The 24,064-nt window shown below is 50.7% G+C and carries 21 protein-coding genes; 20 read left to right on the top strand and 1 reads right to left on the bottom strand.

What is annotated here, in order from left to right:
* Positions 1-33 precede the first annotated feature (33 nt).
* The 20 genes from BN3277_RS21310 to BN3277_RS21215 all read left to right on the top strand — a co-directional run bounded on the left by BN3277_RS21310 (position 34) and on the right by BN3277_RS21215 (position 23,258).
* Positions 34-1,737, top strand: coding sequence for a glycoside hydrolase family 3 protein (locus BN3277_RS21310; protein WP_059046190.1), 1,704 nt, complete (start codon positions 34-36; stop codon positions 1,735-1,737).
* A 15-nt stretch (positions 1,738-1,752) separates the two neighbouring features.
* Complete coding sequence (locus BN3277_RS21305) at positions 1,753-2,631, top strand: alpha/beta hydrolase (protein WP_059046188.1); 879 nt, start codon at positions 1,753-1,755, stop codon at positions 2,629-2,631.
* Positions 2,632-2,636: 5 nt separating this feature from the next.
* Positions 2,637-3,302, top strand: coding sequence for a beta-phosphoglucomutase (gene pgmB, locus BN3277_RS21300; RefSeq protein WP_059046187.1), 666 nt, complete (start codon positions 2,637-2,639; stop codon positions 3,300-3,302).
* 128 nt (positions 3,303-3,430) lie between these two features.
* Complete coding sequence (locus tag BN3277_RS21295) at positions 3,431-4,516, top strand: AI-2E family transporter (RefSeq protein ID WP_187380110.1); 1,086 nt, start codon at positions 3,431-3,433, stop codon at positions 4,514-4,516.
* A gap of 226 nt (positions 4,517-4,742) precedes the next feature.
* Positions 4,743-6,113, top strand: a complete 1,371-nt coding sequence (locus tag BN3277_RS21290; protein ID WP_232436485.1) for an ABC transporter substrate-binding protein — start codon at positions 4,743-4,745, stop codon at positions 6,111-6,113.
* A 98-nt stretch (positions 6,114-6,211) separates the two neighbouring features.
* Positions 6,212-7,093: a carbohydrate ABC transporter permease gene (locus BN3277_RS21285; protein ID WP_059046185.1), complete on the top strand. Its 882-nt coding sequence runs from the start codon at positions 6,212-6,214 to the stop codon at positions 7,091-7,093.
* Positions 7,093-7,917, top strand: a complete 825-nt coding sequence (locus BN3277_RS21280) for a carbohydrate ABC transporter permease (RefSeq protein WP_059046183.1) — start codon at positions 7,093-7,095, stop codon at positions 7,915-7,917. Before BN3277_RS21285 ends, BN3277_RS21280 begins: the two co-directional genes overlap by 1 nt.
* Before the next feature lie 77 nt (positions 7,918-7,994).
* Entirely contained in the window at positions 7,995-8,984 is a 990-nt protein-coding gene (locus BN3277_RS21275; protein WP_059046181.1) for a LacI family DNA-binding transcriptional regulator, read from the top strand.
* 126 nt (positions 8,985-9,110) lie between these two features.
* Positions 9,111-10,586 (top strand): serine hydrolase domain-containing protein, encoded by a 1,476-nt coding sequence (locus BN3277_RS21270; RefSeq protein WP_059046179.1) that lies wholly within the window; start codon positions 9,111-9,113, stop codon positions 10,584-10,586.
* Positions 10,587-10,595: 9 nt separating this feature from the next.
* A complete protein-coding gene (locus BN3277_RS21265; RefSeq protein ID WP_059047385.1) occupies positions 10,596-11,552 on the top strand; it encodes an alpha/beta hydrolase in 957 nt (318 codons plus the stop codon).
* 1 nt (position 11,553) lies between these two features.
* A complete protein-coding gene (locus tag BN3277_RS21260; RefSeq protein ID WP_059046177.1) occupies positions 11,554-12,510 on the top strand; it encodes a carbohydrate kinase family protein in 957 nt (318 codons plus the stop codon).
* 12 nt (positions 12,511-12,522) lie between these two features.
* Complete coding sequence (gtfA, locus tag BN3277_RS21255) at positions 12,523-13,986, top strand: sucrose phosphorylase (RefSeq protein ID WP_059046175.1); 1,464 nt, start codon at positions 12,523-12,525, stop codon at positions 13,984-13,986.
* A gap of 30 nt (positions 13,987-14,016) precedes the next feature.
* Positions 14,017-14,826, top strand: a complete 810-nt coding sequence (locus tag BN3277_RS21250; RefSeq protein WP_059046173.1) for an alpha/beta hydrolase — start codon at positions 14,017-14,019, stop codon at positions 14,824-14,826.
* Between the two features lie 116 nt (positions 14,827-14,942).
* Positions 14,943-16,667: a sensor histidine kinase gene (locus tag BN3277_RS21245; protein WP_059046172.1), complete on the top strand. Its 1,725-nt coding sequence runs from the start codon at positions 14,943-14,945 to the stop codon at positions 16,665-16,667.
* Between the two features lie 13 nt (positions 16,668-16,680).
* Positions 16,681-18,276 carry a helix-turn-helix domain-containing protein gene (locus BN3277_RS21240; RefSeq protein ID WP_059046170.1) on the top strand — a complete coding sequence of 532 codons (1,596 nt, stop codon included), beginning with the start codon at positions 16,681-16,683 and terminating at the stop codon, positions 18,274-18,276.
* A gap of 115 nt (positions 18,277-18,391) precedes the next feature.
* Entirely contained in the window at positions 18,392-19,939 is a 1,548-nt protein-coding gene (locus BN3277_RS21235) for an ABC transporter substrate-binding protein (RefSeq protein ID WP_059046168.1), read from the top strand.
* A gap of 25 nt (positions 19,940-19,964) precedes the next feature.
* Positions 19,965-20,891, top strand: coding sequence for an ABC transporter permease (locus BN3277_RS21230; protein ID WP_059046166.1), 927 nt, complete (start codon positions 19,965-19,967; stop codon positions 20,889-20,891).
* 11 nt (positions 20,892-20,902) lie between these two features.
* Complete coding sequence (locus BN3277_RS21225) at positions 20,903-21,796, top strand: carbohydrate ABC transporter permease (protein WP_059046165.1); 894 nt, start codon at positions 20,903-20,905, stop codon at positions 21,794-21,796.
* 20 nt (positions 21,797-21,816) lie between these two features.
* Positions 21,817-22,623: a Nif3-like dinuclear metal center hexameric protein gene (locus tag BN3277_RS21220; protein WP_059046163.1), complete on the top strand. Its 807-nt coding sequence runs from the start codon at positions 21,817-21,819 to the stop codon at positions 22,621-22,623.
* 86 nt (positions 22,624-22,709) lie between these two features.
* Positions 22,710-23,258 carry a CueP family metal-binding protein gene (locus BN3277_RS21215; protein WP_059046160.1) on the top strand — a complete coding sequence of 183 codons (549 nt, stop codon included), beginning with the start codon at positions 22,710-22,712 and terminating at the stop codon, positions 23,256-23,258.
* Between the two features lie 55 nt (positions 23,259-23,313).
* On the opposite strand, the gene BN3277_RS21210 is transcribed toward BN3277_RS21215, so the two are convergent.
* Positions 23,314-24,054: a sulfite exporter TauE/SafE family protein gene (locus BN3277_RS21210; protein WP_059047383.1), complete on the bottom strand. Its 741-nt coding sequence runs from the start codon at positions 24,052-24,054 to the stop codon at positions 23,314-23,316.
* Positions 24,055-24,064 lie beyond the last annotated feature (10 nt).

The raw sequence follows: 24,064 nt of genomic DNA, 5'->3' as shown, positions 1-24,064 counted from the left end.
AGCGAACTTGGGGAGAGGGGAGAAACATATAGGATGAACTTCAATGTGCTGAGAGAGAAGCCGTTTCATCTGAGTAATGAGGATTTGGAGTGGGTGAAATCAACCTTAGCCGGGTTGACGACGGATGAGAAAATCGGTCAGTTGTTTTTTATGGTTGGTTATCAACAGGACGAGCCGTTCTTAAAAAGACTGGCCGGGGAAATCGGCGTCGGCGGGCTGATGTGCCGTTCGATGGATAAGGACAGCGTGATGGCTGCGGTTTCCACGCTGCAGTCTTCCGCCCCAATCCCGCTGCTGATCGCGGCCAATCTGGAAGCCGGCGGCCAGGGCATTACGAAGGACGGTACGAAAGTCGGCTCGAATCTGGCGATTGCCGCCACCGACGACACGGAGCTTGCTTACCAACTGGGGCGGATTTGTGCCCTGGAAGGAAGCAGCGTTGGCGCGAACTACGCTTTCGCGCCCGTCGTCGACGTGGATTTTAACTTTCGCAATCCGATTACCAATACGCGAACCTTCGGCAGCGATCCGGAGCGGGTGAAGCGCATGGGCGCGGCTTATGTCAAAGGGGCTCAAGAGCAGGGAATGGCCGTATCCATCAAGCATTTTCCCGGGGACGGCGTAGATGAAAGGGACCAGCATCTGGTGACCTCCGTCAACACGTTGACCCCCGACGAATGGGACGGCACGTTTGGGGACATTTACCGGCATTTGATCGACGAAGGCGCCAAGACCGTGATGATCGGGCATATCGCGCTGCCCGAATATTCGAAGAAGCTGGATCCGTCGCTTCGGGATGAAGAGATCTTGCCGGCTTCGCTCGCCAAAGAACTGCTGAACGGCTTGCTGAGAGAACAGCTTGGCTTTAACGGCCTGATTCTGACCGATGCGACCACGATGGCGGGCATGAATATTCCGATGCCGCGGAACGAGCTGGTGCCGAAGTCGATCGAAAACGGATGCGACATGTTCCTTTTCACCAAAAACCTGGAGGAGGATGTCGCCTTCATGAAGCGGGGCTTGGAAACCGGCCTGCTGTCAAGGGAAAGGCTGGATGAAGCCGTATTGCGCATCCTCGGGTTGAAGGCTTCGTTAGGTCTGCATCGGAAGAACAACCTCCCTTCCCCGGAAACGGCGGCGGCGGTTCTGAGAAACGAGCGGCATTTGAGCATCGCCGAGCAGGTCGCCGACCGGTCCATCACGCTGGTGAAGGAACAACCCGGCGTGCTGCCTATCACCTGCGACCGCTACAAGCGGGTGCTGCTCTACGATATTGAAAGCGAAGCGAACGCGCTTGGCTATAGCAAAGAGAATGGGCTGGCGGCGTCATTCATTCCGCTTCTGGAAGCCGAAGGCTTCGAGGTGACCCGTTTCGAACCGAGCGGCGTTTACGAAGGGCTGCAGGGGTCGTTTACGGAGATGAAGGATCGATACGATCTGGTCATTTACTTGTGCAACCTGGCGACCAAGTCGAATCAGACCACCGTACGCATCGAATGGATCAATCCGATGGGGATCAATGTCCCGATCTACATGGAGTCCATACCGACCTTGTTTATTTCCACGGAAAATCCTTATCATTTGCTGGATGTTCCCCGCGTGAAAACCTATATCAATACGTATGGGGTTAACGATTATACCTTGCCCCTGCTGGTGCGGAAACTGGCGGGACGGTCGGAATTCAAAGGCAAGAGTCCTGTCGATCCGTTTTGCGGAAAATGGGATACCCGATTATAGAAAGAAGGAACACCGATGATACATGAAACGATAAAGCTATTCGAACATTCCTCGGCCACCTTGACGACCTACGTCCAGGAAAACGGGGAGTACGAGCGGAAAGATTTGATCCGTCCTGCCGTTCTGATCTGTCCGGGGGGAGGATACGCCTTCGTCTCCCAAAATGAAGGAGAACCCGTGGCGCTGGCATTCGCCAGAATGGGGTATCATGCCTTTGTGCTGAGTTATTCCGTTAAGATCGAGAACCCGTTTCCGACGGCGCTCCGCGAACTGGCCAAGGCGATGTCGATCATCCGGGAACGGGCCGGCGAATGGCTGGTGGATGCGAACGATATCAGTGTCGCCGGATTTTCCGCCGGTGGGAATTTAGCGTTAAGCCTTGGAATTTATTATCAAGATGCAAGGATTACCGACGAGATTGGACTTACCCCGGAGCAAATCAAACCGAACCAGTTAATTCTTGGTTATCCGGCCGTTACCTTGGAGCCGCGTTCGACGGAAACCCCGCCGTTTGTCATCGAGTTGATGGAAAAAGGCTTAATTCCGGATTTCCGCGGCCCGAACATCCGGGAAATCCTGATGGGCAAAGAGAATTTGACCGAAGAGGAAGAGCGGTCGCTTAATCTCCTGCAATATGTGAACGGGGATTTGCCCCGCACCTTTATCTGGGGAACCTACGAAGACAGCGTCATTTTGCCTACCGACTTGCTTGGATTGGCTAGTAAACTGTTTGAATATCAAGTGCCTTGCGAACTGCATTTATTCGAGAAAGGGCCGCACGGCATGTCGCTCGGCGATGCGACCGTCAAGCCGGAGGAGCAGGTCAATTCGCTCAGCCTCGGCGCTTGGGTGGAATTGAGCGCCAAATGGCTTGAGCAAGGGAGAGGACGTTAAGGAACATGCAACCGAAGGCATTCATTTTTGATCTGGACGGCGTCCTCACGGACACGGCGGAGTTCCACTACCTGGCTTGGAAGCAAATTGGGGAACAGCTTGGCATCCCGGTTGACCGCGCTCTGAATGAACGGCTGAAGGGAGTGAGCCGGATGGAGTCGCTGGAACGGATTCTCGCGGCCGCTCCCCGTCCGTTGCACCTATCCCCGGGTGAAAAAGAACAGTGGGCAACCCAAAAGAACGCGTTGTATCAGGAACTGATTGAAACGATCCGGCCGAGCGATCGGCTGCCGGGGATCGACGGGTTGCTGAACGAGATCCGGAGCGCCAATATTCTGCTCGCTTTGGGCTCGGCAAGCCGGAACGCCAAGCTTGTTCTGGAGCGGCTCGGCCTGGCCGATGCGTTCGATTATATCGTCGACGCCGGTCAAATCCGCTTCGGCAAACCGCATCCCGAAACGTTCGTCAACGCTGCAGATCATTTCGGGCTACCGTACGAAACGTGCATCGGCGTGGAAGACTCGGCAGCCGGCATCGAAGCCATCAACGCTGCCGGCATGTTTTCGGTCGGGATCGGATCGCCGGATGCTTTGAGCGAAGCGAAGTATCGGGTTGCCGATACGTCACTTCTCACGTTAGGCGGGATTCTGGAAGCTTACGGGATTGGCTGAACATGAATAAATCCGCAACTTTTCTATCGTACCTAAGGGCGTTGTCCTTAGGTACGATTTTATTTTTAGGTCCATTCAAAGATATAATAGAGACATCTTATTTCCGATAATTTAAAAGTTAGGTGCTGATGAGAATGAATTTGTTGGAAAGGTGGACCCGCGGAGCGAAGTTCGTTTTGATTCTGCTGGCCATCGTTTACGTGTTTTCCTTGGTAAGGCCCTTTTTTCTCCCCATGCAGGCCGTAATCGGAGCCATTTTGATTCCGCTGCTGTTGGCAGGTTTCTTCTACTATTTGCTCCGCCCCGTGGTCCAGTATATGGAAAGGCATAAGATCAAGCGATCTTTTGCGATCCTCATCCTTTATGTCGTCATGGCGATTTTGGCTCTTGGATTTATTGCCGGGGTATGGCCGCTATTGCAAACCCAATTGATCAATCTTGTGCAAAACATTCCCCAGTTCGTGAATCTGCTGGATGCGCAACTGAAGGAATGGGGAGAAACTCCTTTCCTCTCGTCGATTATTCCATCCGATTCCGGGTTAGCCACGAATTTCTCGGAATATTTAAGCAAAGGGATCTCTTTCTTGACGAATTACCTGAGCGGCTTCGTCTCTTTCCTGTCCCAATTCGCGATCGTGCTGTTTACGTTCCCGATCCTGCTCTACTACATGCTGAAGGAAGGCCACCGCTTCAAACGGAGCTTGGTTAAGCTCTCGCCCATCCGCTACCGGAAGGAAGTGTTTCGTGCTGCCAGAGACATGGACAAAGCGCTAAACGATTATATCATCGGCCGAGTGATCGTGAACGCAGCGCTTGGCGTGCTGATGTTCATCGGCTTCTTGATCATCGGGCTGCCGTATGCGTTGTTGTTGACGACGATCGCGGTCATTCTGAACTTCATCCCCTTGTTCGGGGCGATCATTTCCGCTATCCCGATTGTCATTATTGGCCTCATTGAGTCCCCGTCCACCGGCATCTGGGCGTTGATCATTATTTTGGTGGCGCAGCAAGTACAGGATAACGTTATCTCTCCTTACGTATTTGGGAAGAAGCTGGACATCCATCCGGTGACGACGATTTTGCTGGTTCTGGGAAGCGGTAACTGGTTTGGCATCGTGGGGATGTTGGTTGTCATCCCGGTGTATATGCTGTTGAAAATTGCCTGGAAACGGCTGTACAAGCTGTTCTTCAGGTCGCAATGGGAAACCTTGTGAGGCCTAAGATCGATTCACTAGGTCCTGCTGTAAAAATGCAGCTCATTCTTAACGGTCTAGGCGATAGAGATATCGCGTGGGCCGTTTTTTAATTTGGTTTGACCTGGGAAAGGGGAACAGAAGATCCGATATGATAACCGGTTGACATATAATATGACAACCGGTTATCATAAAAGTGCGCCAGATCATGAATGCGCATACAAAACGATGATTAGGGGGAAGGATCTTGAACAAATCGAAAGGGTTAAAAATGATGGTTTGCCTGGTTTTGTTGCTTTCTCTATTAGCGGCATGTTCGAAGGGGAACGACGCAAGCAGCAATCCTCCAGCCGCACCTACCAACAATCAGGGCGGGGAACCTGCGCAGCAAACGGAGAAAGAAGTTAAGCTAACCTTCTTTAACACATCGGCTGAAGTCAACGAAGTATTCGAGAAGTTGTTTCAAACGTATCATGAGCTTCATCCGAACGTAACGGTTGAATTAATTCCAACGCCGATTGGCGGAGCACAAATCGAGAAATTCCAATCTCTATTAGCCTCCGGGAATCCGGCAACCATCGCTAACCTCGATGCGGGAACGATTTTACAGTATAAAGATTCCTTCCTGGATTTAGAGTCGGAGAAGGCTAAATATGAGGAGTTGACCAAACCTGGTGCAGTAGACGGGGCGCTGCTGGATGGGAAATTCCTCGGCATTCCATGGACCGCGCAAGGTTACGGCTTACTGTATAACAAACGGGCGGTTGAGGAAGCGATCGGAGGTGCCTTTGACCCAGCTTCGATTAAAACACGCAATGATTTAGAAGCCTTGTTCGAGAAAATTGAAGCGGCTGGCAAAGCACCGGTTATGATCCATGGAGCGGATTGGTCGCTCGGGTCACATTATCTGGGACTGGCATATTCCTTGCAGTCTGCTAATGTCGACGATAATCGAAAATTCATGGAGTCCTTACAAACAGGCGAAGTGAAGCTGATTGACAACCCGCAATTCAACGGGTTGCTAGATACCTTCGACTTACTGAAGAAATATAATGCACGGAAGGGTGACCCGCTCGTGGCAGACTACAACAAAGACAGTGCGGATTTCGCTAAAGGTGATGCCGCCTTCTATTTCATGGGCGATTGGACCTGGGCGATCGTTGGGCCACTTGAAGGGCGCGATCAGGAATTTGGTGTGATTCCAGTTCCGATCAGCAACAACCCAGACGACTACGGAAACAGCCAAATTGCTTATAGTGAACCGAAGTTGTTCGCCATCGATAATGCGGGATCGACGCCGGAGCAGCAGGAAGCGGCTAAAGCGTTTATTGAATGGATGGTAACAAGCGATCAAGGACAAGAAGCAATCATTTCGCAGATGGGATTGTCCATGCCTTATAAGGATGTCAAAGTAAAGGGCAGCAATATCATCTCTGAAGCGGTATCCCAATATGTCGATCAAGGCAAAGTGATGAACATCGGTGTTATCAATTATCTGCCGCAGGATTACTGGGCCAAGACAGGAGCGGCGATGCAAAAGTACCTCGTCGATAAAGTCGATCGCAAGGGTCTTGCGGACGAAGTTCAAGAATATTGGGAATATCAAGGGAAGAAATAGAAGATCGTTGTTGAGACGGAAGAACGGCGGGAAGAGGCCTAGCCTCGCCCGCCTCATCTATCGGTGATTAAAAACGGATTTATAAAAGGGGCGGCAACATGAAGAAGAAAAACGTATTATCCAATGCCGGAACGTTCCTGCTGTTCGGAGGGCCCTCCATTTTTGCTTTCGCCGCCGTCGTCGTGATTCCGTTTCTCGTCGGCTTGTATCTGACGTTTACGAATTGGGATGTCCGAACGGGCAATAGTGATCTTATTGGATTGGCGAATTACTACGAAGTGTTTAGTGATAAGGTGTTTCTCGGCCAGCTCTGGTTTACGCTCAAATATGTGTTCTTTACGGTCTTCATTGCCAACGGCGCAGCGTTCTTCATTGCGCTGGCGTTGACTTCGGGGGCCAAGGGAGAGCAATGGCTTCGGACCGGCTTCTTTACGCCGAATCTGATCGGCGGGATTGTCCTGGGTTACTTGTGGCAAACGTTATTCTCCCAGGTGCTTCCTTATCTAGGCAATAAATATGGATGGTCTTTGTTCTCGACATCCTGGCTGACGGATACGATTACTGCCTTTTGGGCACTTGTTATCGCGACGGCTTGGCAATTGATCGGTTATCTGATGATTATTTATATTGCCGGCTTCTCCGGTGTCCCGGGGGATGTACTGGAGGCTGCAAGTATAGACGGGGCCAACCGGTCGGCTGTCATTCGGAAGATCATTCTTCCACTCTCCATCCCGGCTACCGTCATCTGCATCTTTATTTCCATTTCGCGTTCTTTTCTGACATACGATATCAACTTGGCATTAACCAAGGGAGGGCCGTTTAACTCCACTGAGCTGGCTACTTATCATATTGTGCAAAAGGCCTTTCTGTCCAACCAGTATGGGATCGGCCAAGCGGAAGCGGTGGTGTTGTTTGCGGTGGTCGCTATCATTGCGCTGACCCAATCGTACCTGCTTAAGAAACTGGAGGTGGAATCGTAATGAAGGCACGTTCTATTGCCGCAGGGATGAAAACGGCGCTTCTTTACATTTTCCTGCTCGTCTTTCTAACGCCGTTTCTGTTAATCGTCATGAATTCGTTCAAGACAACTCAGCAGTTCGTCGAAAATCCGTTATCCCTGCCAACCAATTTCCACTTTGGGAATTATACGAGCGCGATTGGTAAAATGGATTTCCTGCACGGCTTTTTGAATTCCCTGATCATCACGGTCGTGTCCGTCTTCATCATTCTGATCTTTTCGGCCATGACAGGGTATTTGTTTGTCCGATTCAAATGGAAGGTGAACTCGTTTATTTTCTTTGTGATGTTAGCTTCACTCACCCTCCCATTCCAGGTGCTTATGATTCCGCTGGTCATGCTGTACGGCAATCTGGACCTATTAGACTCGAAAGTGACTCTGTTGTTTATGTATTTGGGGTTTGGCGTACCGTTTGGGGTGTTCACGTTCCACGGCTTCATCAAAGGCGTTCCCTTTGAATTGGAGGAATCTGCATTTATTGAAGGGAGCTCCCGACTGCGGACGTTCTTCCAGATCGTATTGCCGTTGCTGAAGCCGGTATTTGTCACGCTGATCGTCCTGGACATCCTCTGGATCTGGAACGACTATCTGCTGCCCAGCTTGGTACTGCTGTCTCCGGCGCACCGGACCTTGCCGCTATCCACGTTCAACTTCTTCTCTTCTTATTCCGTGGACTTTGCGCCGCTGATGGCCGGACTGATTATGACCGTCATCCCGGTACTGGTGTTGTATCTATTCCTTCAAAAACAGATCATTAAAGGGATTACGGAAGGTGCCTTGAAATAAGCCAACTAGCACAGCCTGGCTGAAAAAACGGTATAAACCGGGTATAATTGTTTATAAAAACGGCAAGGTGGGATTTTATGCCCAGAATCGAAGATGTGGCAGAACGAGCGGGGGTCTCTGTAACCACGGTCTCCCGAGTACTGAATAATCGGGGATATATCAGCGAGAAGACGCGTAATAAAGTCCATCAGGTGATGAAAGAGTTGAACTACCAGCCCAATGAAATGGCGCGAGCCCTGTTTCGCAGAAAATCGAATATGATTGGGTTGATTATTCCGGCGGTTTCCCATCCCTTTTTTAGCGAATTGGCTTATTACCTTGAGTATTATGCGGATCAACAAGGGTACAAGCTATTGCTCTGCAACTCGAATCGAAATATCGCCAAAGAGCGGAAATATATTGAAATGCTGAACAAGAATCAAGTGGATGCCATTATCATGGGGAGCTCGGTGTTGGATATTGAGCATTATTTGAATTTGAATTTGCCTATCGTTTCTTTTGACCGCACCGTAGCCGAGGATATCCCGATCGTTACTTCGGATAATTTTCAAGGGGGAAAGCTCGCTGCCAAGTTGTTCATCGACAAGGGCTGCCAACATCCCGTCTACATATACCGCGGCATCGGCGGACCGCATCATGGGGCCTTATTAGCAAATGCAAGAGCGCAAGGGTATGATGAGGAACTTGCCGCTGCCGGCCTCAAGCCGGTTCATCTGCAGCTGGAGATTACAGACGAAGATCAGCCTGGCAATCCGAGCGAGGTGATTCGTTTCCTGACCGAACATCCGCAAGTTGACGGGATATTTGCCAGTAGTGATGTGATCGCCGCCGAGGTGATTCAAGCCTGCCACCAGTTAAACAAGAACATTCCGAAGGACATTAAAATCATTGGTTACGACGATGTCAAAGTGGCTACATTGGTTTCGCCTCAGTTAACCACGATCAGGCAGCCGATCCGTGAGATGGGCGAACGCACCATCGAGTTGGTCGTGAAGCAATTGGATGGGGAGGAAGTGCCCAAAGTGAATTCGTTCCCAGTCGAATTGGTTGAACGGGAGACGACTTAACCCCGCGGTGCCCTAACCGACAAGAGGCCAAAATTTAAGACGAAGCCGCCAAATCCCACAGCGGCTTTTATTTCACTCAGTATGTCAACCGGTTATCATAATTTTTTAGCAGGAAAGGATACTTCCATGACAGTCACGAAATCATTACCGCGAAGCAAACCGGAGAAGCAAGGCGTTTCCTCCTCTGGCATCTTGTCTTTCTTAGAGGAGATCGAACAGCGAAAGCTGGAGCTTCACGGCTTCATGTTTTTACGGAATGGCCATGTCCTCGCCGAAGGTTGGTGGAAACCGTATCATCCGGAGATTCCCCATGCCGTCTACTCGTTAACCAAGAGCTTTACGTCGCTTGCGGTCGGTTTTGCTGTTCAAGAGGGGAAGCTCACTTTAGACCAGCGGGTTCTTGCGTTTTTTCCGGAGATGGATCACGGCGCGGTTAGCGTAAATATAGGAGCTATGTCCATCCGGCATTTATTGACCATGACGACCGGGCATGAGGTGGATACGGCTCGATTTGGAGCTACCGGGGACTTTCTTCAGCACATGACGGCAGCTCGGGTTGGGGACCGAAGCGACCGAGACTATGTAAGAGGGTTCATGGAGCATCCCGTAACAAAAACTCCCGGCACTTATTTCTTATACAACAGCGGAGCAAGCCATGTGTTGGGCGCGATTATTGAACGGGTTACGGGAAGTCAACTGGTGGACTACTTACAGCCTCGCCTGTTTGTTCCTTTAGGAATCGATCGGCCGGCTTGGGAGGAAGCACCTCAAGGCGAAAATACAGGGGGGTGGGGGCTGAAGTTATGCACCGAGGACATTGCCAAGTTTGGTCAGTTCCTTCTGAACAAGGGCGTATGGAACGGGCACAGGTTGATCTCTGCTGAATGGATCGAACAAGCTGTCTCTCGTCAGGTCGATAATAAGCCGGTTGAACCCCAGGAAGGACAGCCGATCAACATCGATTGGATCCAGGGGTATGGATACCAATTTTGGAGATGTCGTCATAACGCCTATCGAGGAGACGGGGCATTTGGACAATATTGCATCGTCCTGCCCGATCAGGATGCCGTCATCGCGATGAATGGCGGCTTACGGGACATGCAAGGGGTGATAGACGCCGTTTGGCGGCATTTACTTCCTTCCATGAACGAGCCTCTCCCGTCAATGGAAACAGTTGAATTTGACCAACTCGCCAGCAAGTTAGCTTCGCTGGAGCTCGGAGAACTCGGCGGTTTGGAGAATTTGCCATGGGATATCCCCCATAAGCGGTATTCGATCCATTCCAATGAACAAGGTGTGCAGCGGATCGGCTTGACGTTTACGGAGAAGCGTTGCGTCTTTCAATGGTGGGATGCGCAAGGGGAGCATCAATGGTACGCCGGCATCGGGGATTGGAACATCAATAACCGGGGTGGCGATCAAGTGGCGGTTCGAGGCGTATGGTTGGATCGCAGCCGATTTGAAATGTATGTCTACCCTCCCGATTCCCCGCATTACGATCGGCTCACCTTCCAGTTCCAGGGGAACGAGGTAAGCCTGCAGCATGAGCATCTAAGCTTTATCCCCTTGAAACACGAATTTATTGGCGTTGAGGAGAAATGAGAAATGAAGATGAACTTTATAGATAGAGTGGCTCCAGCGTTGAAACAAGGCTTAACGTTGAATCCGCCTTTTCAATTGCCTGAAGACTTGAAAAAAGCCCGGAGGATTCCGCCAAATGATGCGCCTCGATCCCCACAGGTACGGATCGCCGATCGCCAAATCCCAGGAGCGGACGGGCAGTCTATGGAATTGCGGGTTTACGAACCGGCGGATAAAGAAGGGGGAGTCCTTCCAGCCTTGCTGTGGTTACACGGCGGGGGGTATGTGCTTGGCGATCCCCGCGTGGATGATGGAATCTGTCAAAACTTTGTGGAAGCCGCGGGTTGTATCGTCTTCTCGCCGGACTACCGTCTGGCTCCGGAGCATCCGTTCCCGGCGGGAATTGAAGACTGTTATGCGGCGCTAGTCTGGGTTGCCGGGAATGCGGCTGAGCTTGGCATCGATGTACAGCGTATCGCCATCGGTGGACCAAGCGCCGGAGGAGGCCTGACAGCGGCGTTAGCGCTTCTGGCGCGCGACCGCGGCGGTCCTTCCATTTGTTTTCAAATGCCGCTTTACCCGATGATGGATGACCGTAACGTCACTCCGTCCAGCCATGAGATCACCCATCCGGCCGTGTGGAATCGAGCCAATAATCTGGCTGCCTGGAAGATGTATCTGGGCGAGCATGCAAACGGGGAGATTTCTCCGTATGCCGCACCCAGCCGGGCTCAAAGCCTGGCGGGTCTTCCACCAACGTATACCTGCGTCGGTCAGTTGGATCCGTTCCGGGACGAGACATTGGAATATGTGGCGCGGTTGGCACAGGACGGTGTTGACGTGGAATTCCAATTATATCCGGGAGGCTACCACGCTTTTGAACACAGTGTACCCGACGCGGAAATCAGTAAGCGCACCAAGGATGGATATTTGAATGCATTGACAAGGGCATTCCGGGGCCAATCAGGGAACTCAGAGGGGGAATAACATGATACATCTTAAGGATCAATTCACGTTTAAAGCTGCACCCAATGACCTTTTGACCATCGGCGAGTTGCTCGTTGACATGATCTCTAATGAGTACGGAGAGGAGTCCCAGGGAGATGGATACACCCGGTTCCCCGGCGGCTCGCCCTCAAACATCGCGATCAATGCCAGCAAGCTGGGGATTCGGTCCCGGATGGTCTCCGCCGTTGGAACCGATGGGCTGGGTACGTATTTGACCCAGCACTTGAAAGCCGCTGGGATGAACACGGACGGTATTCAACGAGTGGATGCGGCAACAAGCCTGGTCGTGCTGACCAAGAGTCAGGCTACGCCAATCCCGATCTTCTATCGGGATGCCGACTTTCGTCTGACCTATGACGCGAAGCTAGAGCAAGCCTTGGAACAATCCAAAGCGGTTCACTTCTCGTGTTGGCCGATTTCACGGGAGCCCTCCCGGCGTGTCATCGAAAGAGTGATAGAGGAAGCCCGCAAACGGGGGGTGTTGATTGGTTTCGACCCTAACTATCACCGAATGATTTGGCAGCCTGGTGAAGACGGTGTGGAGTACGTGAAATCGATCATCCCTAAAGTGGATATCATTAAGCCTTCAGAGGATGATGCGGAGCGGTTGTTTGGTAAGGCGGATCCGTTTAAGCAGATCGAGCGGTTTTTAAGTTTGGGCGCTAAGCTGGTTATCATGACGCTCGGGAAACAAGGGGCGATCGTATCTAATGGGAATGAGACGGTCAGCTTCTCGACACTGGCGACCGAGGTTGTTGACACAACGGGGGCCGGGGATGCGTTTTGGTCCGGATTTTATGCGGCCTTGCTTCAGGGTTACACCGTCAGGGATTCGTTGAATCTGGGTTTTGCCGTGAGCGCCTACAAGTTGAAGCGTTTAGGTGCCGTGGTCGACCTGCCGAAACTCGAATCCATAAAGGCACAGTTTGGACTATAGGAGGACATAAGCATGTCACTGAAAAATAAAGTTCAATTGATCACGTATCCCGATTCCATGGGCGGGGACCTCCGGACGTTAAACGAAATGCTGACCGTGCATTTCTCCGATATCTTTGCCGGCGGCGTTCATATCCTGCCCCCTTTCCCCTCTTCCGGCGACCGCGGCTTCGCGCCGCTGACGTATCTGGAGATTGAACCCAGCTTTGGTACGTGGGGGGACATTCGGGCGATCGGGGAGAAATTCGATGTTTTGGTCGACTTGATGGTGAATCATATTTCTAGGCAATCGCCTTATTTTCAGGATTTCCTGGAGAAGGGCCGGTCGTCCGAGTATGCCGATTTGTTTCTTACTTTGGATAAAGTGTGGGAGAATGGAGAACCGGTTCAAGCGGACATTGATCAAATGTTTCTACGCCGTCAACGGCCTTATTCAACGTTTGAAGCCGGCGGCAAAGAGGAGCGCGTGTGGACAACATTTGGTAAGACGGATCCGTCGGAGCAAATTGATTTGGACGTTCGTTCACCGCAAACAAGGCAGCTCTTGCGCGCCTTCTTTGAGAATTTTAAACAACAGAATGTCAAAATCGTACGACTGGACGCCGTTGGGTATGTCATTAAAAAGCTGGGAACCAGCTGTTTCTTTGTAGAGCCGGACATCTACGATTTCCTCGATGAGGTCAAGGCGTTAGCGGATTCGCTCGACCTCGAACTGTTACCGGAGGTTCATGCGCATTACTCGACACAATTTAAACTGGCGGAGCGCGGTTTCTGGATTTATGACTTCATCCTGCCTTATCGTATTCTCGAAGCGCTCCTTACGAAAAATGCCACTGAACTTAGCCGTTATCTGACCATTCGTCCGCACAAGCAATTTACCATGCTGGATTGCCATGATGGGATCCCGGTTAAGCCTGATTTGGACGAGCTTATAGACACCGAATCGGCGCGAAAGCTTGTGGAGATTTGCGTGCAAAGAGGGGCTAACCTGAGTCTGATTCTCTCCGACGAGCATAAGGCGGCGGATGGATTTGACGTTCACCAGATCCGTTGTACTTACTATAGCGCGCTGGGGGAAGACGATGATGCTTACCTGGCCGCGAGAGCGATTCAGTTCTTTACCCCTGGGATACCGCAGGTGTACTATACCGGATTATTTGCGGGTGCGAACGATATGGACCGTGTAAAGGAGACGGGGGAAGGCAGGGAGATCAACCGGCACAATTATACGATAGAGGAAATGAATCTGGCTTTGGGGGCGGAGGTGGTACAACGGCTGCTGCAGTTGATTCGTTTCCGCAACACCTATCCGGCTTTTGACGGGGAGTTTCACGTGTTGGAATCGCCGGACAGCGAGATCCGATTGCGTTGGAGCCGGGAAGACAAAAGTTGTTTGCTCATCGTCGATTTGAAAACGAATCAATCGATGATTGAGTACATCGACGAGCACGGACTATTGACCGAATATCGGATTTAATTTTTTTCAATACACAAGGAGGGACGCAGCATGGCTATGTTACAGGTCCAATTTTTCTCGAAATCGATGAGAAGGGAAGTCACGTTCAGCGCGTTGCTTCCCTTGGACACCCCGCCGGTTCCGGGTCAACCTGAGAAGGGAGCCAAGCCCTTAAAAGCGTTATATTTGCTGCATGGGTATTCCGGTAATCATACCGATTGGATTCATTTCTCCCGGATTCGGGAATTGTCCGATCAATACAACATCGCCGTATTTATGCCTTCGGGAGAAAATCATTTCTACTTGGACGATGAGGACAAGGGTCAGCTGTACGGGGAATTCCTGGGCAGGGAACTGATTCAGTTCACGCGTTTGATGTTCCCGCTATCCACAGATCGGAAGGATACGATCATCGGTGGACTTTCGATGGGCGGATATGGAGCGATACGAAACGGTTTGAAGTATCCCGACCAGTTCGGCCGGATCATCGCGCTCTCCTCCGCACTCATTCCGTATACCATAGCCGGAGTATCCCCTGACTATCAGGATGTCATCGCCGACTACAATTACTACAAGCGCGTCTTCGGGGATTTGAACCAACTGCTCGGAAGTGACAAGGACCCCGAAGCGCAAACGAAGCAATTAAAGGAACGTGGCACGCTTATTCCAGAGATTTACATGGCATGCGGCAGTGAGGACTTTTTGCTTGACGTAAACCGGCGGTTCCATGATTATTTAACTCAAGAGGAAATTCTTCATCACTATATTGAAAGCGCAGGGACGCATGACTGGAATTTCTGGAATGAGTATATCGGTCCGGCTATAGCGTGGGCTGTCACCGATCCAGAGTCCGTCAACTGATTCGTCTCCTGTCTCATCTGCCCCTGAAGTGAGCTGCGGCCTGTCGGCCGGTTTGCTCCCGCTTCGGGGGCATCCCTTATTCGAACCATCGCCCAGATAAAGGAAGAGGATGCTTGATGAAAGCCGGAGGATTGTTTACTAGAAAAAGCATCGTATTCAGGTTTATCGTTCCATTCACGATTATCCTGGTGATTCTATTCTCGGTATTACTGCTTAGCAACATTTATTCGCTGGAAGTGGTTCGTACCCAATCGATTAGCAATTCGCGCAATACGCTGGGAATCTACGTAGAGAACATTCACAGCAAGTTGAACCTGTATGCCAAAGACCTGACCGAGGTGTTCGAGAACCAGGTTGATGCCGCGGTGGAATTTGAACACCTGATCGGGAGCGACCGCTACTTCAGAGAAATGGATTTGCTGGATGCCCTGAAGGCCAAAACGTCGAACAATGATTCCAGCGACGGGGTATTTATCAAATTGCCGGAAGATGGGGCGACGCTGATTCAGTTCGGAAATCGAACCCGATCCGAGGACAAGCTGGAGCTCGTAGACTTCTTGAAGGAGCATGATTTTCTCCCCGATCGGGATCGGTCCCTTGATGAATGGACGGATTTCGAAGTTCAAGGTGCGCATTATTTGTTTCGATACATCACCTATGAGAAGGTCAGCTTCGGCACGTTCGTCAAAGCCGATTCCTTGCTAGCCGTCGCCAGCGGAGAAGGACAAGAGCTTGGTCCCACCCTTCTGAGCGCTAGGGAAGGAGGTATTCTGGCTTCGACCGATGGAAGCCTGTTGGAAGCCGCATTATCACTGTCGGATTTGAAGGAGCGGTATAAGAAGAGTTATCTGTTTATTTCTGAACCGATCGCCGAATTTGGTGAAATTACCCATATGATGGCGAAGCAAAGTATTTTCTCGGGCCTTAAGCTGATTCAATGGATCATTATCTCCTTGGCCGTAATTTCGGTGGTGGCGATCCCCCTGGTGCTGAGGCTTCTAGCCAGGGACATTTTACAGCCGGTGTTGGAATTGGTAAAGGCGGCCAAAGACGTGGAAAAGGGAAGAACGAGCTTCCCGGAACCATCCGGACATTTTTCCATCGAGTTCATGAAATTGTTTCATTCCTTTGATTCCATGGTTCGCGAGATTACCGATTTAAAAATCCATACGTATGAGGAAAAAATTGAGCGGAGCCGCACGGAACTTAAATACCTGCAAATGCAGATTCGGCCTCACTTTTTCCTGAATGCGATCTCCACGATCAACAGCTTGACCTACCAAAACAAAAATGAAGAAATCCGAATGTTGATTCAGCTGCTGTCTCAGCATTTACGATATATGTTCAAGGGTGGACTTGTCCTGGTACCGCTTGAGGAAGAGATGAATCATGTGGACAATTACGTGCGCATGCAAGAAATTCGAAACCCCGACCAAATTTTCTGCATGACGGATATCGATACAGCCACGGCGCGAATCCATATCCCTCAGTTCTTGGTTCAAACCTTCGTCGAGAACATTTTTAAGCATGCGCTGACTTATGGTGAAATGTTATCGATCTTCATCCGGACCAGCTTGGTCGAGATCGAGGACAAGCCCTATCTTCATATCTCAATTGAGGATAGCGGCGGAGGATTCCCGCCAAGCGTGCTGCAAGCCAAGGGGGATTCAAGCTTGGAGCCGGCTGAAGCAAGCGGTCAAGTTGGAATCTCCAATATCCGGCGAACGCTTCAATTGCTGTATAAACGCGACGATCTGTTGAAACTGTCCAATGCTGAACCGCTGGGAGCGAGGGTCGAGGTCTTCATTCCGATGGAAGGCGACGAAGAAATGACTTCATAAGAGAGGTGTAACGATGCGCTGCTTACTTATCGATGACGACATCCCTACTGTCGAAGTGCTTCGGGATATCATTCGCTGGGACGATTACGGCTTCTCGCAGGTGCTGGAAGCGCATAATATTCTGGAGGCCAAGTCCTGCTTCGAAGGCGGCCCGCCGGACTTGATCATTTGTGATATTGAAATGCCCCGGGGGACAGGCCTTGAAATGATTCAATGGGTACGTGAGCAAGGCTGCGATTGCGCCTTTATCTTCTTCACTTGCCATGAGAGCTTCGCTTTCGCTTCGACGGCCTTGACCTATAATGCGGATTCTTACCTGATTAAACCGCTTGACGAATCAAAGCTGGATGAAGCGCTGCTTCGTTCACTTGAGGCGCTGAAACGGCGGAGAACATTAGGGGAATTCAGCAGGCACGGGTTGGCTTGGTTGCGGAATAAGGACTTGGTGGAGAAGGGCTTCTGGAGCGATGTTTTGTCCTCTACACTCTCCACGAGAGAGGATTTAATCCAAAGGGAAATTCAGAAGAGGGACTTGTCCTTCTCCGTAGAGCAAAAATTCATTCTGGTTCTTGTGAGCGTTGCGGCATCCGAAATCGATGAACGTTGGAACACCAGCATGTTTCACTACGCCTTGTCCAACCTCGGATCCGAGATTATGTTCGATAGTCCCAACCCCGATCGCGTGATCCCCTATAAACAGAACAATCAGATCTACCACGCGATCATTCTGGATGGCGGGACCGAACCGCATCAACTGAAAGCAAGCGGTGAGCAGCTCGTCCGGTTATGCAAGCAATACTTCAAATGTACGGCCACATGTTATATCAGCGAGGAGAAGGAGATCTCCCAATTGGCCCAATGCAAGGTGAAGATGGAACAGATAGATGCTTCGAATCTAATCTTCAGAGGGATCGTCCACTTTCAAAATGACCGGTTCCAGTATAACACCACGGAGCCGTTTGCCCTGGACACCCGCTTATATACGCTGCTGTTCGCTCAGAAGGATAAGATGCAAATCGTCAAACGCTTGAAGCTAACGCTCGAACGGCTTGCCGCGCAGAACATGCTGGATGCAGCTACGCTCCATTCCGTACGTGAGGATTTCCTCCAGGTGGTTTATGCGTTCTTGGCACAAAATAATATTCAAGCTCATCGGCTATTCGCGGATGACATTGCCAAAGGTCTGCTCCAACGATCCGACCACAGCGTGTTTGATTTCATGAAATGGGCGCATTTGATGACGGAAAAGGCGATTGAAACGCTGAAAGAAACGTTACAATCCGAGAGCGTTGTCGAGCGGGCGAAACGGTTCATACATGAGAACTACCACTGGGATATCAGCCGTGATGATGTGGCAGCCAGCGTTTTTTTAACACCGGATTATTTGTCCAAAACCTTCAAAATCGAAACAGGCATGTCGATCATTGAATATTTAAATGCCTATCGCATTGAAATGGCCAAACGGATGTTGGCGGAACGCCCCGTAAGCATAGGCATGATTGCGGCGGATACTGGATTCGACAACCTGTCGTATTTCTCTACGGTGTTCAAGAAATTGACGGGGGAGTCCCCAAACGCCTATCGGGCTAAACATAAACTGGAGGATTAAGGAGCTCAGGGAACTAAGCTTTTTTTTAAAAGAAGATCTCGGTTTATTGAAAGAGAAGCCCCGTTCAAAACGATAGACTGATAACGAAACCACAAGAATGGGGGAGTAAGAAGAGATGAAGAGAAAACAAAGAATGGTCCTGTTGTTGTTATCCGCGATGCTGTGCAGCTCGATTCTGGCAGCGTGCGGCAAGGATTCTAACGAGAGCAAGACGAATACGGGCGATGGCGCCGAGGCCAAAGTGGAGAAGATTGTGTTTGCGATGCCTTCGTTTAATCAAATCCCCGATAATCTGGGACGGATCACGGATGCAATCAATGAAATCACAATCCCAAAGATCGGCGTAGAAGTGGATTACAAAGTCTATGGTCCGGTTGATTACGCTCAGAAAGTGAATTTGGCGCTGCAGAGCGGAGAACAAATGGATTTATTTACGACGCTAGGACAATTCACTAGCTACGTGTCCAAAAATCAGGTCTATCCATTGGAGGAATTGCTTCCCGAGTATGGCAAAGAACTCACTGCCATTCTAGATAAGGACTTCGGCCCTGACATGTTGAAAGCGACTACATTAAATGGACATATCTACGGGATCCCCGTGAATAAGGGCATGTCGATCCCAACGAACTTCGTTTACAACGCGGACATGCTGAACGAAGCGGGATTCACGGCGGAGGATATCCGCTCGGTAAATGATTTGCCGGCGATCTTCGAAGCGGTTAAGCAGAAACATCCGGATTCCGTTCCGTTTGGTCCGATTAATGTGAACCCAAGTGATACCTCGCTTCTGCTGCTGTTAAAAGGCTCTCATCAAGTTGACTTCTTGTCGGACACCACCGGAATCGGGGTTGTCGTTGGCGATGAGGGTAAAGTGCGCAACTTCTATGAGACGGAATTGTTCAAGGAAGGCGCCATGATGATGAGGGATTGGTTTAATAAAGGGTATCTGGAGAAGGATGCGGCGACTACATCGATCACCGCTTCCGACCTGATCACATCCGGGCGCGGCTTCTCCTTTATGGGCGGATACAGCGGTCTGGAAGCAGCTAAAGCCTTAAGTGCCCAAACCGGGAAAAATCTAGAGATGAAACGGATCGCTCCTTATTATTTTGAAACCGGGGCCGTGAATATGGTCAGCTGGATGGTGTCGAGTACAACCAAAGCTCCGGAGGCCGCAGTGAAATTCCTGAACCTGCTGTACACCGATGAACAGCTGATCAATACGATTCTTTACGGGATCGAAGGCGAAGATTATGTGAAGGTGGACGAGCACCACGTGAAATACCCGGATGGCAAGGATGCCAACACAGTTGGTTACACCGCCATGCTCAGCACCGGGATCGTTGGGTCTGAATCGCTGCAATACCAATTAGAAGGCGTTAATTGGTCTGACGTCGAGCTCAAGCTGCAAGAGAATAAAGAGACCCAGAAATCTCCGTATTTCGGCTTTATCTTCGATCCAAGTGAAGTGAAAACCCAGATGAGCGCAGTCACGAACGTGGTGAATCAATTCTTGCCGGGACTCATGTGTGGTGTGCTGGATCCGGACACGACGATCCCGAAATTTGTTGACGCCTTAAACAAAGCGGGTGCCGAGGATATTATCCGCAGTAAGCAAGAACAGCTGGATCAATGGATTGCCGCCCAAATTAACGGGAAGTAGAACGGGAATGTAGGAGAGAACCGCTATGACAAACAAGACGATGAGATCAAGAGGATTAAAGAAAAATCTCCCACTGCTGCTGCTAGCGGCTCCAGGCCTGCTGTATTTTATCTTGAACAGTTACATTCCGATGGCTGGCGTGTTTATTGCCTTTAAGAACATTGACTATGCCAAGGGGATCTTCCGGAGCGATTGGATCGGGTTCGACAATTTCAGATTCCTGTTTCAGACGTCCGATGCCTGGATTATGACGAGAAACACGCTGTTGTACAACGTTGCTTTTATCGTGTTTGGAACCATCCTTTCGATCATCATCGCGATTTTTATGTCGGAGCTGATCGGCAAGGCCTACTCCAAGCTATTTCAATCCGGGCTGGTGCTGCCGAATTTGATTTCAATGGTTGTATTGTCTTATTTGGTCTTTGCGTTCTTGAACGCGGACAGCGGATTTATCAATCATTCCATTTTGCGTCCGCTGGGCCTTCCTGAGATCAATTGGTACTCCGAACCGAAATATTGGCCGTATCTGCTCGTTATTATCCAGATGTGGAAGACGGCCGGTTATGGCTCCATCGTTTACATTGCGTTCATCGCCGGAATTGATAAGAGCATCTATGAGGCTGCCAAAATCGACGGCGCGGGCAAATTGAAGCAGATTTGGACAATTACCCTGCCGCTTCTAAAGCCTACCGTCATCATTCTGACTCTGATGTCGATCGGACGGATCTTTAATTCGGATTTCGGTCTCTTCTATCAGGTCCCGATGAACGCAGGCGCTTTATACAGTACGACGCAAACGATCGATACTTATGTGTACCGTGCACTCATGCAGGTGAATGATATCGGGATGTCGGCAGCAGCTGGATTGTACCAGTCGATTGTTGGGTTCGGGCTGGTGATGCTGGCAAATGCGATCGTCAAAAAGATCGACGCGGATAACGCGTTGTTTTAGGGGGAAAGACCATGATTCAAACGAAGGGCGAACGAATTTTCGTCTTGTTCTCCGCAGTCGCGATGGTGCTGCTTACGATATTTGCCTTTGTGCCGTTCATCTTGATATTGGTCGCCTCGTTCACGGATGAATCGATGTTGATCCGGGACGGTTACAGCTTCTTTCCGGCGAAATTAAGTCTGGATGCCTACGCGTATATGGTTTCCTCGGCTTCGACCTTCCTTCGGTCGTATGGCGTCTCTTTCCTGGTGACGATTTTGGGTACGGCAGGTGGACTTCTGATCTCGAGTATGCTGGCCTATCCGATGTCTAGGAAAGATTTCAAATATCATAACGCACTGGCGTTTCTTGTGTTCTTTACCATGCTGTTTAGCGGCGGGATCGTTCCGTCCTATATCATGTGGACCAAATATATGCATATCAAAGATACGCTGGCCGCTCTGATCATACCGAATCTGTTGACCAACGGCTTTTACGTGCTGCTGATCCGCAACTACTACAAGAATAACATTCCCGCCGAGCTGATCGAAGCCGCTCAAATCGACGGGGCGTCGGAGCTGCGGACCTTCTTCCGGATTATGCTGCCATTATCTATTCCGGTGATGGCTACCGTTGGACTCTTCATGGGGTTGGCTTATTGGAACGACTGGATTAATGCACTGTACTTCATCACCAAGCCGCAGTATTACGGCATTCAAAATATGCTGATTCGTTTGATGAACAACATCCAGTTTCTGAAGTCCGGGCAGGCTGGCAGCGTGATTGGCGCGGGGACCGTGGAGCTTCCAAGTACGTCTATCCGCATGGCTATGGCGGTCATTGGTATCCTGCCGATCGTCATCGTGCTTCCGTTCCTGCAGAAGTATTTGACTAAGGGAGTCGTCATCGGCGCCGTTAAAGGATGAAGCAGAAAGGAGAAATACTTATGAAAGTACAAGAAGTTATTGATCTGATTCTGGAGGATTCCTGCGGCGAAACACGTGTCGATAACACTTGTGACCGACTCGCATCAGGTGATCCCAACCAGGAAGTCACGGGAATCGTCACGAGCTTTATGGCTACTGTCGATGTCGTGAAAGAGGCGATCGCGGTTGGGGCCAACCTCATTATTACGCATGAACCGACTTATTTCACAGGAAATGATGAGCTGGAGTGGCTTCAACAAGATCCGGTTTATCTGGCCAAAAAGAAACTGATCGACGATCACGGTATCGCGATTTGGCGATTTCATGACCATATGCATATGGCTGAAACGGATCGGATCTATGACGGGTTGATCCATCAACTTGGCTGGAGTGATCGCCTGGCGGAGGAGAACAAGCCTTGGGTGTATGTCATCGACCGGACAACGGTTGGGGAACTTGCGGAGTTTCTAAAGGAAAATCTGTCGATGAACGTGCTTCAAATGGTAGGCCGGCCGGAAATGACGTGTTCGAGAATCGGCGTGTTGGTCGGCGGCGGGAGCTTGGGACTCGGAAGAGAGCAAATGCCGATGGAATTGATGCGCGATCAGAATCTGGACGTGATGATCTGCGGCGAAATTCTGGAATGGACGTTATGCGCCTATGTGAACGACGCCGTGATGCTAGGGATGAACAAAGCGATGCTGGTTGTCGGGCACGAACGCAGTGAGGAATGGGGAATGAAGCATATGGCGGATTGGCTTCAACCGCTGGTGGCCGGGGTCCCGGTTTCATTTGTGGATGCCAAGGAACCATTCCAATATCTATAGGAAATGAAGGCAACCGGAACCTGTGCTATAATCGGATTGTTCGATTGTATTGAAGAATCCATGCAGGTACGAAAGGGTGCCGATAAATGAAACGCAATACCATTTTGGCGGTGGCCGGGGTTGTTGTGGTTGCTGCGTTGGGAAGTTATTTTCTCCTCACCGGACAAGCCGATAAGCAGACAGAATCAAACGCTTTAGAGGTTCAAAACATCAAGCAGCTGGTTCAGGACTATAGCGTGGGTAAATTAAGCGCCAGGTCGGCGTCGATCACATCAAGCCAACTGATCGTGGACGGCGATACAGCAGACGCGAAGACATATGAACTGCCGAAGGACGAGTTTTTCGTCTCGATTGCTCCTTATGTGAACCAGACGCATCCTTGCGAGATTCATAGCTTGACCGGTTGCCGGGGCGAGATGATGGAGCAAGAGTTTCAGGTGAACGTCACCGACGCGGAAGGAAACACCGTGTTGGATCAAAAAATGACGTCCCAAGCAAACGGATTTATCGACTTGTGGTTGCCGCGCGATCAAACGTACCGTGTTCAGGTAAGCCGTGACGGCCAAACCGCCGAGTCGGAGATTTCTACGTTCGACGGAGATCAAACGTGCATTACAACGTTGCAGCTCAGCTAGTTTTATACAAAACGAAGGACCCTCCTCAGAGGGTCCTTTTTTGGGGGATCGAGGTTTAAAACAAAAGGATCGCACCGCCCAGCATCGGGGTAAGCACCATGCATGTTTTGAGCCAAGCTGCAGGTACGCGCTTCGTGAACTTGGCGCCAATATACGCGCCGGTCATCGTGCCGACGACAACCGCGGCGAGTAATTGTACATCCAAGTACCCGATGGTAAAGTAACCGGCCCCTCCGGCTAGGGCAATCGGCATGATAACCAACATCGTTGTGCCGGCAGCGTACCGCATAGACATTCCTAGGAGCAGCATCAGTCCCAGTTGGATAAAAGGGGTCGACCCGATTCCAAACAACCCCGACAAGGATCCGGTAATGAAGCCGACGAGCGGCGCATTCACCCAGAAGTGCCAACCTCTGACGGAGGAAGCTTCCATGTCCTCAGACGCCTTTGGTCGCCGGGAGACATAGGCCATACGAAACCATAAGGCGAATCCGGAAGCAAATAACATGCCGGAGGTCAGATATCCCAGCTGGTTTTCGGGAATCAGGGAGGACCAGCCGGAGCTGATCCACGCACCCGCTGCGCCGGTTAAGCCGACGACCACCCCGGGCCGCAGCTTCATATTCCCTTCTCGGTAATGGCTGATCGAACCGGAGAAGGACGAGAAGAACATGGCCGCGAGTGCCGTCCCCAACGCCGTATGAATGGGGTAACCAAACACGACGGTCAGAATCGAGATAATAAATCCCGATCCGCCGGCGCCTACGAAGCCGAGGAGCAGGCCAAGCGCCAACATGACCAAGGCA

It is taken from the genome of Paenibacillus rubinfantis (assembly GCF_001486505.1).
Taxonomy (GTDB): domain Bacteria; phylum Bacillota; class Bacilli; order Paenibacillales; family Paenibacillaceae; genus Fontibacillus; species Fontibacillus rubinfantis.
Note: the sequence above shows the minus strand (reverse complement) of the source record. Positions and strands in the feature narration are given on the sequence as shown.

Bases quoted from the DNA above. Each gene is read 5' to 3' on its own strand.
- BN3277_RS21310 (WP_059046190.1), top strand. From the start codon at position 34: ATGAACTTCAATGTGCTGAGAGAGAAGCCGTTTCATCTGAGTAATGAG.
- BN3277_RS21305 (WP_059046188.1), top strand. From the start codon at position 1,753: ATGATACATGAAACGATAAAGCTATTCGAACATTCCTCGGCCACCTTG.
- pgmB (WP_059046187.1), top strand. From the start codon at position 2,637: ATGCAACCGAAGGCATTCATTTTTGATCTGGACGGCGTCCTCACGGAC.
- BN3277_RS21295 (WP_187380110.1), top strand. From the start codon at position 3,431: ATGAGAATGAATTTGTTGGAAAGGTGGACCCGCGGAGCGAAGTTCGTT.
- BN3277_RS21285 (WP_059046185.1), top strand. From the start codon at position 6,212: ATGAAGAAGAAAAACGTATTATCCAATGCCGGAACGTTCCTGCTGTTC.
- BN3277_RS21280 (WP_059046183.1), top strand. From the start codon at position 7,093: ATGAAGGCACGTTCTATTGCCGCAGGGATGAAAACGGCGCTTCTTTAC.
- BN3277_RS21275 (WP_059046181.1), top strand. From the start codon at position 7,995: ATGCCCAGAATCGAAGATGTGGCAGAACGAGCGGGGGTCTCTGTAACC.
- BN3277_RS21270 (WP_059046179.1), top strand. From the start codon at position 9,111: ATGACAGTCACGAAATCATTACCGCGAAGCAAACCGGAGAAGCAAGGC.
- BN3277_RS21265 (WP_059047385.1), top strand. From the start codon at position 10,596: ATGAACTTTATAGATAGAGTGGCTCCAGCGTTGAAACAAGGCTTAACG.
- BN3277_RS21260 (WP_059046177.1), top strand. From the start codon at position 11,554: ATGATACATCTTAAGGATCAATTCACGTTTAAAGCTGCACCCAATGAC.
- gtfA (WP_059046175.1), top strand. From the start codon at position 12,523: ATGTCACTGAAAAATAAAGTTCAATTGATCACGTATCCCGATTCCATG.
- BN3277_RS21250 (WP_059046173.1), top strand. From the start codon at position 14,017: ATGGCTATGTTACAGGTCCAATTTTTCTCGAAATCGATGAGAAGGGAA.
- BN3277_RS21245 (WP_059046172.1), top strand. From the start codon at position 14,943: ATGAAAGCCGGAGGATTGTTTACTAGAAAAAGCATCGTATTCAGGTTT.
- BN3277_RS21240 (WP_059046170.1), top strand. From the start codon at position 16,681: ATGCGCTGCTTACTTATCGATGACGACATCCCTACTGTCGAAGTGCTT.
- BN3277_RS21235 (WP_059046168.1), top strand. From the start codon at position 18,392: ATGAAGAGAAAACAAAGAATGGTCCTGTTGTTGTTATCCGCGATGCTG.
- BN3277_RS21230 (WP_059046166.1), top strand. From the start codon at position 19,965: ATGACAAACAAGACGATGAGATCAAGAGGATTAAAGAAAAATCTCCCA.
- BN3277_RS21225 (WP_059046165.1), top strand. From the start codon at position 20,903: ATGATTCAAACGAAGGGCGAACGAATTTTCGTCTTGTTCTCCGCAGTC.
- BN3277_RS21220 (WP_059046163.1), top strand. From the start codon at position 21,817: ATGAAAGTACAAGAAGTTATTGATCTGATTCTGGAGGATTCCTGCGGC.
- BN3277_RS21215 (WP_059046160.1), top strand. From the start codon at position 22,710: ATGAAACGCAATACCATTTTGGCGGTGGCCGGGGTTGTTGTGGTTGCT.
- BN3277_RS21210 (WP_059047383.1), bottom strand. From the start codon at position 24,054: ATGTTGGCGCTTGGCCTGCTCCTCGGCTTCGTAGGCGCCGGCGGATCG.